General features: G+C 64.8%; 12 protein-coding genes and 2 tRNA genes. 9 read left to right on the top strand and 5 right to left on the bottom strand.

What is annotated here, in order from left to right; all coding sequences use genetic code 11:
- Positions 1 to 4: 4 nt before the first annotated feature.
- The 3 genes from F562_RS0108085 (at position 5) to F562_RS18515 (ending at position 2,330) form a co-directional block, all read left to right on the top strand.
- On the top strand, positions 5 to 643 hold the full coding sequence (locus tag F562_RS0108085) for a mycothiol-dependent nitroreductase Rv2466c family protein (protein WP_026181111.1): 639 nt from the start codon (positions 5 to 7) through the stop codon (positions 641 to 643).
- 11 nt (positions 644 to 654) lie between these two features.
- The gene (locus tag F562_RS0108080; RefSeq protein ID WP_018156444.1) at positions 655 to 1,125 is read left to right on the top strand and encodes a ribose-5-phosphate isomerase; all 471 of its coding nucleotides are present in this window, start codon (positions 655 to 657) and stop codon (positions 1,123 to 1,125) included.
- 98 nt (positions 1,126 to 1,223) lie between these two features.
- Positions 1,224 to 2,330 carry a PP2C family protein-serine/threonine phosphatase gene (locus F562_RS18515; protein ID WP_156822583.1) on the top strand — a complete coding sequence of 369 codons (1,107 nt, stop codon included), beginning with the start codon at positions 1,224 to 1,226 and terminating at the stop codon, positions 2,328 to 2,330.
- Positions 2,331 to 2,408: 78 nt separating this feature from the next.
- Here F562_RS18515 and F562_RS0108070 read toward each other — a convergent pair whose 3' ends face one another.
- Positions 2,409 to 2,597: an antitoxin gene (locus F562_RS0108070; protein WP_018156442.1), complete on the bottom strand. Its 189-nt coding sequence runs from the start codon at positions 2,595 to 2,597 to the stop codon at positions 2,409 to 2,411.
- A gap of 225 nt (positions 2,598 to 2,822) precedes the next feature.
- Between F562_RS0108070 and F562_RS0108065 the strand changes: the two genes are divergently transcribed.
- From F562_RS0108065 to clpX, 6 genes are all read left to right on the top strand, one after another.
- Positions 2,823 to 2,896 (top strand) — tRNA-Gly (locus tag F562_RS0108065).
- 57 nt (positions 2,897 to 2,953) lie between these two features.
- A tRNA-Pro gene (locus tag F562_RS0108060) sits at positions 2,954 to 3,027 on the top strand.
- A 99-nt stretch (positions 3,028 to 3,126) separates the two neighbouring features.
- Positions 3,127 to 4,494, top strand: a complete 1,368-nt coding sequence (tig, locus tag F562_RS0108055) for a trigger factor (protein ID WP_018156441.1) — start codon at positions 3,127 to 3,129, stop codon at positions 4,492 to 4,494.
- Between the two features lie 206 nt (positions 4,495 to 4,700).
- A complete protein-coding gene (locus F562_RS0108050) occupies positions 4,701 to 5,282 on the top strand; it encodes an ATP-dependent Clp protease proteolytic subunit (RefSeq protein ID WP_018156440.1) in 582 nt (193 codons plus the stop codon).
- 12 nt (positions 5,283 to 5,294) lie between these two features.
- Entirely contained in the window at positions 5,295 to 5,972 is a 678-nt protein-coding gene (locus F562_RS0108045; protein ID WP_018156439.1) for an ATP-dependent Clp protease proteolytic subunit, read from the top strand.
- Positions 5,973 to 6,205: 233 nt separating this feature from the next.
- Positions 6,206 to 7,492 (top strand): ATP-dependent Clp protease ATP-binding subunit ClpX, encoded by a 1,287-nt coding sequence (gene clpX / locus F562_RS0108040; protein WP_026181109.1) that lies wholly within the window; start codon positions 6,206 to 6,208, stop codon positions 7,490 to 7,492.
- Here clpX and F562_RS0108035 read toward each other — a convergent pair.
- The 4 genes from F562_RS0108035 to F562_RS0108020 are packed head-to-tail and all read right to left on the bottom strand — an operon-like array spanning position 7,489 to position 10,713.
- Positions 7,489 to 8,031, bottom strand: coding sequence for a hypothetical protein (locus F562_RS0108035; RefSeq protein WP_156822582.1), 543 nt, complete (start codon positions 8,029 to 8,031; stop codon positions 7,489 to 7,491). The two genes, clpX and F562_RS0108035, sit on opposite strands and share 4 nt — an antisense overlap.
- Positions 8,028 to 9,371 carry a DUF58 domain-containing protein gene (locus F562_RS18510; RefSeq protein WP_018156436.1) on the bottom strand — a complete coding sequence of 448 codons (1,344 nt, stop codon included), beginning with the start codon at positions 9,369 to 9,371 and terminating at the stop codon, positions 8,028 to 8,030. Before F562_RS18510 ends, F562_RS0108035 begins: the two co-directional genes overlap by 4 nt.
- Positions 9,368 to 10,342, bottom strand: a complete 975-nt coding sequence (locus F562_RS18505) for an AAA family ATPase (protein WP_018156435.1) — start codon at positions 10,340 to 10,342, stop codon at positions 9,368 to 9,370. Before F562_RS18505 ends, F562_RS18510 begins: the two co-directional genes overlap by 4 nt.
- Entirely contained in the window at positions 10,339 to 10,713 is a 375-nt protein-coding gene (locus F562_RS0108020) for a hypothetical protein (protein WP_156822581.1), read from the bottom strand. Before F562_RS0108020 ends, F562_RS18505 begins: the two co-directional genes overlap by 4 nt.
- Positions 10,714 to 10,790 lie beyond the last annotated feature (77 nt).

Genomic DNA, 10,790 nt, shown 5'->3' with positions numbered 1-10,790 from the left:
AGGAGTGACTTCACCACAAGGGCGTACCTCCGCCGAGATGTTCGTTGACCCCCTCTGCCCCTGGGCATGGATGACTTCCCGCTGGGTACTCGAAGCGGCCACCGTGCGCGATATCGACATCACCTTTCGGGTCATGAGTCTCGCGGTGCTCAATGAGGGTCGCGACCTGGATCCCGGGTACCGCGAAGCCATGGATCGTGCGTGGGGACCGGTTCGAGTGCTCACGGCGGCAGCTCGAGCGCACGGCGATGAGGTTCTCGGAGACCTCTACACCGCGATCGGCACGCGCAAGCACCCTGGCGGGCGAGGCGGCACCGAGGATGAGATGCGCGAAGTGGTTGAGGAATCGTTGACCGAAGTCGGCCTGCCTACCGAACTCATGGATGCCTGGGAGAACGTGCCCGGCGATGAGATCGACGTTGACCTGCGGGCGCGCCACCAGCTCGCCATCGACCTGGTTGGCGATGACGTCGGCACCCCGGTCGTCAAGGTCAACGACATCGCCTTCTTCGGCCCCGTCGTGACGCCGGCGCCTAAGGGCGAGGCGGCAGGAAAACTCTGGGACGGTTGCGTCCTGGTCGCGGGCACGCCTGGTTTCTACGAGATCAAGCGCAGCCGCCAAACCGGACCCGACTTCAGTTAAGGAGATCAACGATGCGCGTTCACATCGGCGGCGACCACGCCGCGTTCGAGTTGCAGCGTCACTTGGTGTCGTGGCTGCAGGCGGAGGGGCACGAGGTCATCGATCACGGGCCTACTGAATACGACGCCCAAGATGACTATCCCGTCTTTGTTCTGCGGGCTGCGGAGGCAGTCGCCGCCGATCCGGACTCGCTGGGCATCGTGCTTGGCGGTTCGGGCAACGGGGAACAGATGGCCGCCAACAAGGTGAAGGGTGTGCGGGCTGCGCTGGCCTACACGCCTGAACTTGCCGAGCTCGCGCGCCAGCACAACGACGCTCAGCTGCTCTCCATCGGAGGACGGTTCACGACGCCCGAGGGCGCCGAGGACATGGTCCGAACGTTCCTGGCGACGCCGTTCACCGGCGAGGCACGCCACCAGCGTCGGCTCGACATGGTCAACGCCTACGAGCAGGACGGGACCCTCCCTAACACGTCGGCCTAGGCCCGATGTGAGCAGGAGTGCAAAAGTTTGACCTAGAGAGGTTAAAGCCTTAGTAAAAGGCGTCCGGTCCGGCGGCATACCGCGGATACGTTGCGGTGGTGGCTCTCGATCTCGCTCCCCAACTGCGCTGGATAGCTCCGGCTGCGCCGCGGGGCAGTGCTGACCAGGCGACAGAACACTCCCTGCGCCGATGGTTGCCCATAGGACTGCTCGCGCTGGTCGCTCTGTGCGCGGCGGGTGGCATCGTCTGGTCCGACCTGGTCGCCGGCGCCTCGCTCGTCCCGATCGTGGTTGCCGCAGGCCTGTTTCTTGCGGGCATGGCGATGTACACCGTCTTTGCTGCCGCGGGCCTAGCCCTTCTGGTGATCTCGATACACACCGACACCCCGCCGATGACGCTTGCCGCCGTCGCCGTGGTGATGATGCTGATGATTGCCGTCGAGCGTCGTCGGCACCGGATGGGAATCTCCGGTGAGGCCTCGGCCAGCATGATGGTCGAGTTGCGCGACCAGGTCGCCGAACATGGCCGCATCCCACACAACCTGCCGCAGGGATGGCACGTCGACAGCATCATTAAGGCGGCTCACGGTGAGGCCTTCGCGGGCGACTTCCTGGTGACCTCGGCCGAGCGCGAAGGCCTCCTCGAACTTGTCCTGGTGGACGTCGAAGGGTGCGGTCAACGCTGCGGGACGCGCTCGCTCATGATGTCGGGTGCCTTCTCTGGCCTGCTCGGGTCGACGGCTCAGGAAGACTTCCTCCCCGCAGCCAACTCCTACCTCATGCGTCAGGGCTGGCCTGGTGGGCGAGCCACAGCACTGCACCTGGCCCTGGATATGCAGACGGGCGCCTACTCGTTGGGTAGCGCCGGCCACCCCGCGGCCATGCACTTCCATGCCGGAGCCGGTCGCTGGGACGCCCGTCACGACGCCACTGGCGTCATGCTGGGCGTCGTGGACTCCGACCTGGTGACCTACGAGCGGGCGACCGGAACACTGGAGCGGGGCGACGCGCTGCTGCTCTACACCGACGGGATCATTGAGAGCCCTACCTGCGACTTGAGCCAGGGCATGGACCGGATCCTGGGCGTTGCCGACCGAGTCTTGACGGCCGCGCCACATGCCGGGGAGGCGGCACAGATCTGCCAGGTGGCGCTCGCGGGCGAGTCGGATGACCGCTCCGTCATCGTGATCCGCCGCGACCTCTGAGTCACGACATACGACGAGGGGCCAAAGCGATGCGTCGCTTTGGCCCCTCGTGCGTAAGTCTGTCGAGCGGTCCTACTGCTAGTTGCCTTCGCCGCCCTGGTCCCCGCCGCCGAACTGATCGTTCGCGAAGTTCTGGGCCTGATCCACCTTGTCAGCGTGCTGGCCGCCGGTCTTGTCGTCGACGAAGTCACCTGCGGACTCGACGCCCTGGTCGACCTTGTCGCTGTTCTCGCCAGCGAGGTCCTTAGCCTTGTCAAAAAGCCCCATGGGGGATCACTCCATTCGTGTCAGCTTCCGATCCTTCAGGACCGGCTTGCTACTCCAACGTAGGCGGGCGTAGACGTGGACACAACCCCTTGCCCACCTGTGTTGGGTGGAAATTCACCCGTAGAGGATGGTCGCGAAATCCGGGTCGAATGGAGTCGATGTGCATCCTGAGGAGGCGCCGAGTACGCTTACGCCGCGTACGAAAGCCCCCCGGTTTTCGTGCTTGCGGGTGTAGCTCAATGGTAGAGCCCCAGTCTTCCAAACTGGCTACGCGAGTTCGATTCTCGTCACCCGCTCCAGACGTTCTGAATGGCCCGATTTTTGGGCTGTGCTCGCAGCAAGCTGCAGGCCGTCTGCGGGGTATGGCGCAGCTTGGTAGCGCGTCCGCTTTGGGAGCGGAAGGCCGCCGGTTCGAATCCGGCTACCCCGACCGTTAGCATGGGTCTTCGTGCCCGGTGTGCGATCAGTTCGCACCGTTCAGCACCACGAAGACCCCGATCACCCGAAAAACAGACCTGGAGTGCAGGCAGTGAAGAGTGCCGTCGAGAACCTCAACCCGACTCGCGTGAAGCTTGACGTCGAAGTCCCCTACGAGGAGCTCAAGCCGAGCATGGATAAGGCCTATGCCTCCATCGGCTCGCAGGTCCAGATCCCAGGATTCCGCAAGGGCAAGGTCCCAGCGCGGATCATTGACCAGCGGTTCGGCCGCGGTGCGGTCCTGCAGGAGGCGATCAACGAGGCCCTTCCGGAGTTCTTCGGCAAGGCCGCCGATGAGCACGAGTTGCAGCCCATCGGTCAGCCTGAGGTCGACATCACCCAGGTGCCCGCCGATGAGTCGCAGGATCTGACCTTCACCATCGAGGTGGACGTACGGCCAGAGGTCACGCTGCCCGACTTCTCCGAGATCAGCGTCGAGGTTGACCCGCTCGAGGTCACCGACGCCGATGTTGAGAAGAAGCTCGACGAGTTGCGTGAGCGTTTCGGCACGTTGGCTGGGGTCGAGCGCGCCGCGGCAAAGGATGACCACCTCTCGATCGGGCTGAAGGCCACGATTGGTGACGAGACGATTGACGACGTCAACGGCGTCTCGTACGTCGTCGGCAGCGGCACCATGATCGAAGGCCTGGACGAGGCCGTCGAGGGTCTGTCGGCTGGCGAGACCGCTGAGTTCACCGCGGCCCTTGCCGGTGGTGACCACGAGGGGGAGGACGCCCTGTGCGTCGTCACGGTTGAGTCGGTCAAGGAGCGCCAGCTTCCTGAGCTCGACGACGAGTTCGCCCAGCTCGCATCCGAGCACGACACGCTGGAGGAGCTCACCGTAGAGGTGCGCGAGCAGGTCGAGCAGGAGAAGCGGTTTGAGCAGGGCGTTCAGGCGCGGGACAAGGCGCTGGAGCACCTGTTGGACACCATGGAGCTCCCGGTTCCCGAGAGCCTCGTGAAGTCCGAGGTCGACTCCCACCTTGAAGGCGAGGGGCGTGAGGACGACGATGAGCACCGTGCCGAGGTTGACTTGAGCACCCGCCGTGGTCTGCAGACGCAGTTCATCCTCGACGCGATCGTCGAGCGCGATGAGGTCCAGGTCTCGCAGGAAGAGCTCATCGAGTACCTCATCATGAGCGCCCAGCAGTACGGCATGGACCCGAACCAGTTCGCTCAGGCCCTTGACCAGCAGGGCCAGGTGCCCGCGGTCATGGGTGAGGTCGCCCGTCGCAAGGCGCTCTCCACCGTGCTTGAGGACATCAAGGTCACCGACACCAACGGTGACGAGGTTGACCTCAATGCGCTGAACACCGGCGAGGACGCCGAAGAGGCTGAGGCCTCCGACGGTGAGGACGCCGTGGCCGAGCCCACCGACGAAGACGAGACGACCGACGAAGGCGAGACGGCCAAGGCCTGATCAGTGCAGTCACCACGACGGCCGCTGACACCACTTCGGTGTCAGCGGCCGTCGTGCGATCCGCCCAACAGCAGTCGCTATTGCGCCCATGGCGAACACGACCGGATGAGGGGACTTTCGTCCCGCATCGTGACGTTAAGGTCCGTGAAGAGTCAGCAGTCTGCGGATACCGCGGCGACGACGAAGATGGAGAACTCATGACAACGATGGAGACTCAGGCGGCGGTTGCCGGCCTGGACGACCAGATCTATAACCGCCTCCTCAAGGAGCGGATCATTTTCCTGGGGTCAGAGGTGCGCGATGAGAACGCGAACGCTATCTGTGCCCAGTTGCTCCTCCTGGCAGCCGAGGACCCTGAGAAGGACATCTGGCTCTACATCAACAGCCCCGGCGGATCGGTGACGGCGGGCATGGCCATCTTCGACACCATGCAGTGGGTCCCCAACGATGTCGCCACGGTGGCGATGGGCCTGGCCGCCAGCATGGGTCAGTTCCTGCTCTCGGCAGGTGCCAAGGGCAAGCGCTACGCGACCCCGCACGCGCGCATCATGATGCACCAGCCACTCGGGGGCATCCAAGGCACCGCTTCAGATGTCCGTACCCAGGCCGAGCAGTTGCTCGCCATCAAGAAGCAGATGGCCGAACTGATTGCCGATCACACCGGCCAGACCCGTGAGCAGATCGAGTCAGACTCCGATCGCGACCGCTGGTTCACCGCCGAGGCCGCGAAGGACTACGGCTTCGTCGACCACGTCTTTGAGCGCTCCACCGACCGCGCCGACGCCTGAGTGAGGAACGACATGACTAACGAAAAGCGCACGGCCGCACAGGGTTCTCTGCCGGGTGGTCTCTACACCGCTCCGGCACCGACAAGCCGATACATCCTGCCGCAGTTCGAGGAGCGCACCTCCTATGGCATGAAGCGTCAGGACCCCTACACCAAGCTGTTCGAGGACCGGATTATCTTCCTCGGCGTGCAGGTTGACGATGCGTCGGCGGACGACATCATCGCCCAGCTGATCGTCCTGGAGAGCCAGGACCCCGATCGCGACATCCTGATGTACATCAACTCACCCGGTGGCTCGTTCACCGCGCTGACGGCGATTTACGACACCATGCAGTACATCCGTCCCGACGTGCAGACCTTCGTCGTCGGCCAGGCTGCATCCGCGGCGGCGGTGCTCTTGGGCGCGGGCGCACCGGGCAAGCGTTTTGCCCTGCCCAACTCGCGCATCCTGATTCACCAGCCCGCCATGGAGGGCTCGGGCGGGCAGGCTTCCGACGTGGAGATCCAGGCCAACGAGATCTTCCGGATGCGTGACTGGCTGGAGGACACGCTGGCGCATCACACCGGTCGTCCCAAGGAACAGGTCACCAAGGACATTGAGCGGGACAAGATCCTGACCGCGGCTGACGCCAAAGAGTACGGTCTGGTGGACCTGGTTCTGTCCAGCCGCAAGGCCTCCGCAGAGGACTGACGGTCTCCGCCGCTGCCGTTGTTCACGACACGCCCTACTTCCCGGAATGACGCGGAAGTAGGGCGTTCGTGTGGGTTGGGCTGTCAGCGAAGGACCGATTGCGCTATCAGCGGACACACCTGTTTGGGCATGGAGTTGGTTGCACACCATGGGTTTCAATGGGGCAATCGATCACGACGTGTGAGTGGTCGAGTGATCGGGTTTGTGATGAGTACGACGACGAAAGGGAGCACATGTCGCGCATCGGAGACGGTGGAGACCTGCTGAAGTGCTCCTTCTGTGGCAAGTCGCAGAAGCAGGTCAAGAAGTTGATCGCCGGGCCGGGGGTCTACATCTGCGACGAGTGCATCGACCTGTGTAACGAGATCATCGAAGAGGAGCTTGCGGAGAACTCGGACCTCGGGTTCGATCACCTGCCCAAGCCCCGCGAGATCTATGAGTTCCTGGAGAACTACGTCGTCGGTCAGAGCCTCGCGAAGCGGGCACTGTCGGTCGCGGTCTATAACCATTACAAGCGGATCCAGGCCGCCGAGTCGATTGGCAAGAAAGATAAAGACGGCGAAACCGTCGAGATCGCCAAGTCCAACATCCTGCTCATCGGCCCGACCGGGTGCGGCAAGACGTACCTCGCACAGACCTTGGCGCGGATGCTCAACGTGCCGTTCGCGATTGCCGACGCTACCGCCTTGACCGAGGCGGGCTATGTCGGCGAAGACGTCGAGAACATCCTGCTCAAACTGATCCAGGCCGCCGACTTTGATGTGAAGAAGGCCGAAACGGGGATCATCTACATCGATGAGATCGATAAGGTGGCGCGCAAGAGCGAGAACCCTTCGATCACGCGCGATGTCTCCGGTGAGGGCGTTCAGCAGGCCCTGCTGAAGATCCTGGAGGGGACCACCGCGTCCGTGCCACCGCAGGGCGGGCGCAAGCACCCGCACCAAGAGTTCATTCAGATTGACACCACCAATGTGCTGTTCATCGTCGGTGGCGCGTTCGCTGGCTTGGAAAAGCTCATCGAGCAGCGTGCCGGCAAGCAGGGCCTTGGGTTCGGGTCGGAGCTGCGCACGGCCAAGGATGCGGCCGAACACTTCGATGACGTCCTGCCCGAAGACCTCCTGAAGTTTGGGCTCATCCCCGAGTTCGTGGGACGGCTCCCGGTCATCACGACCGTGTCGCCGCTGGACCGCGATGGCCTGGTTTCGATTTTGACCGAGCCCCGCAACGCGCTGGTCAAGCAGTTCCAGAAGATGTTCGAGATTGATGGCGTGGAGTTGGAGTTCACCGAGGACGCCGTCGGAGCCGTCGCGGAGCAGGCGATGTTGCGCGGGACTGGTGCCCGCGGGCTGCGCGCCATCCTTGAAGAGGTGCTCGCGCCGGTCATGTTCGATGTGCCCAGCGAGACCGACATCACCCGCGTGGTGATCACGCGGGAGGTCGTGCTCGACAACGTCAACCCGACGATTGTGCGGCGCGACGCCACCCCGCGTAAGCGCACGACCCGCAAGGAATCGGCCTAGCCGTGCTCGCCCTCACGTGCGGAGGGCGAGATCAACCGCGGCAAGATGATCAGCGCGCCTGCCAAGGCGAGAAATGCTGCGGTCGTGAGCAACACTGAGGTGCCGTGAGCGCGCGCCAGCAACATCCCGAGTGCCCACACGCCGGTGGTGAGGCCCGCCACGACGGCAGTGCGCTGGACGTAGCGCACCACGATCTCGCGGGAGAGCGGCACCCCATCGGGGAATGCCGTGAGCAACGCCGTACCCGAGAACAGGCCTAGTAGGCACCACGCCGCGGGGAGGCTGTAGGCACTTCCGACCGGAATCCCACTGAACCACCAGGCCAGAAGTGCCGCCGGCAGCAGGAGGTGACTCAGGTTGGGGGACACCAGCGTGAGGAACAGGACGAGGAGCAACCCGTAGGCGTACCAGCCGGGTTCACCGGCCACCGTGAGGGTGAGCACGTAACCGAGTCCAAGGAGGAAGATCACGCCTTCGACCAGCAGCGCGTCGCGGCGCAGCACCACGAGCCGGTCGTGGGCATAGGTCACGGGGTTCATCGGCGGGCCGCCCTGGGGCGCGGGCGGGCCGACAGTTGGCGCAACACCTGGTCCAGGGTTCCTGGGCCTTGCCAGGCGACGACGGGGATGCCGAGGCGCTGAAGTCCCGCAAGATCTGCGTCGCGCTCCAGAAGCCGCAACCGCCACGCGCGGCGGACTGAAGGGTCCTCGTCGGCGCCGTCGACCGCGACGTTCGTGGGTAGGCAGTCGACCACGACAATGGTGTGCCCGTGGGAACTCAAGCGCAGAGCCTGGTTCACGCTGTCGCGGCCGACCAGGGGTGTCAGCAGGATGATTAAGGACCCGGATCCGGCGCGTACCGGCGGGCGCGCTGGTTCCCGACGTCCTTGGACGCGCCGCGGTTGAATCATCGCCAGACTGTCGATGATGCGTCGTAGCTGGCGTGGACCCAACCCGACGGGCAACTGAAGCGGCTCGGAACTGTAGGCGCTCAGCCCCACCCGTTCACCCCGCTGCAGGAGGTGTCGGGCCAGTGCCGCTGCGGCGCGCACCGACTGGTCGGTCGAACTGGGGGTTCCGTGGATGCCACCGCTCACGCCGACCTCGTGCGTGGCGTCGACGACGAGGTGGACCTCGGCGTCCTGCTCGGCATACATGGTGCGTACGTGCAGGTTGCCCGTCCGAGCCGACACCGGCCAGTGGATGTGCCGCAGGCGATCGCCGGCGCGGAACGGCCGGATATCGGCGAACTCGCTGCCGTCGCCCTGCCGGCGACTGCGGTTGAGGCCGACTAGACCGTCGGGGTGGGGCGCGGGCGCGGCGAGGGTAAACAGATCGCCAGTCGGTGTGGTGAGGACTGGAGCGCCGGGGACCTCCTGGGGGCCGAGCCTGAAAGCGTTCCACGGACTGATGAAGGTGAGCATCGCGTCACCGATCTGCCGCTTGCCCCAGCGAGTCGACTGGAGGTCGAAATGGACATCGGCCTCACCGTGGATCACCGGGGTCATGAGTTCCCCGTGGGCCGGGGCGGTGCGCATCGTCGGAGGGATAGATAGGAGGGTGACGGCGTGATCGACATGCGAGGCGTCGGTGACGTGGGCATGCCACCGACAGGACTGCCCTTCGTGCAGAGCGGTGGGTGCTACTCCGACGTGGATGGTCGGGGTGGTGTCTGGGCGACAAACCAACGACCACGCCACAATCACGATGAACGGAGTAGCGAGGACCAGCACATCCGGGCGGCGTGCGAGCACCGCGATGCCCGTCGCCAGCGCTGCCATCACCGTTGCTTGGACCAGCATGGGTGTGGGGCTCCAGCGCCGTTCTGGAGTGCTCTGGTCGTTTTCGGCGGTGTGGTGCCACCAGTTGCCGTGGCTCACGACTCGCCGCCATCTCCTGCCGCCGTCGGCGGGGCGGGAACAGTACGCAGGAGGTCTTGGATCGTGCCGTGCGCCGTGTGATCGGTCATCCATAGTTCGGGGCGCAGGCTCACCCGGTGCGCCAGAACCGAAACGGCGATGGTCTTGATGTCTTCGGGGACGACGTAGTCACGGCCGCGGACGACAGCCAGGGCACGGCCGACCAGCGCTAACCCGAGCGAACCGCGGGGCGACGATCCGATCTGGAGGTGTGCGTGCTCACGGGTCGCCTGCACCAGTCGGACGCAATAGTCGATGATGCTCGGGTCGATCGCGACTCGCTCAACCGTGTCCTGAAGGGACTGGAGCCCGGCCGCGTCGAGCAGAGCCGGTAGTTCTTGGTCTTCTTGCTGCCGGTCGAGCCGGCGTCGGATCACGTCGGTCTCCTCTTCGAGGGTGGGATAACCGAACGAGACCCGGGTGAGAAATCGGTCGAGTTGGGCCTCCGGGAGCGGATAGGTGCCTTCGTACTCGACGGGGTTCGCCGTGGCGAGGACGTGGAAGGGACGCGGTAGGGGAAAGGTCCGCCCTTCGACGCTGACCTGGCGTTCCTGCATGGCCTCCAAGAGAGCAGCCTGCGTCTTGGGCGGGGTGCGGTTGATCTCATCGGCCAGCAGCAGTCCGGTGAAGAGCGGACCCTTTCGGAACTCGAAGTCGCCGGCAGCCTGATTGAAGACGTACGAGCCAGTGAGGTCCGCTGGAAGCATGTCTGGGGTGAATTGCGCTCGGGTGAAGGGCAATCCGAGTGTCTGGGCCAGAGATCGCGCCGCGAGGGTCTTGCCGAGACCGGGGAAGTCCTCCAGGAGCGAGTGCCCACCCGCGAGGACTGTTGCGAGAACGATCTCCAGGGGCTGGCGCTTACCGACCACGGCCCGCTCCACGTGGTCCAATACCTCGGCGGCGATGCGGCTGGCATCAGCGGGGGCAGTCATAGTTCCTCAATCCTGGTGAGCAGACGGTCCAACTGGTCGATGGGGACCCGCGGGGCGGGGGTTGCGGTCAGATAGCTGGCAAGATCCGGTGGCAACGGTGCGCCGTCCGATCGCCGATTGAGGCGGTGCTCGGCAGCGCGCCGCAAGATGGCTTGTAGTTCGGTGGCTGCGGGCCGGGTCGGAGCGTCATCTGGTGGTGGCTCTGCCGCCGAGTCAGCCATGCGCCGCAGCACTGCCAGGCGACCGTCCAGGCTCGGACGCTCTGTCGGAGCGGGCTGGGCCAGAGGCCAACTCCCTGAGGCGACGTCGTGCGCGGCGATGTCAGACGAGAACCACGCGGCTGCCGCGACTGCGGTAGTGGCTGCGACCACGCCGATCCAAGACGGGTCTGAACCGAGCCACCTGAGAACCACTACCGCGAAGAGAGCGAGGACCGCGGTGGTCGCGA

Origin of the sequence: Demetria terragena DSM 11295 (assembly GCF_000376825.1) — a bacterium.
GTDB classification, from domain to species: Bacteria; Actinomycetota; Actinomycetes; order Actinomycetales; family Dermatophilaceae; genus Demetria; species Demetria terragena.
Note: the sequence above shows the minus strand (reverse complement) of the source record. Positions and strands in the feature narration are given on the sequence as shown.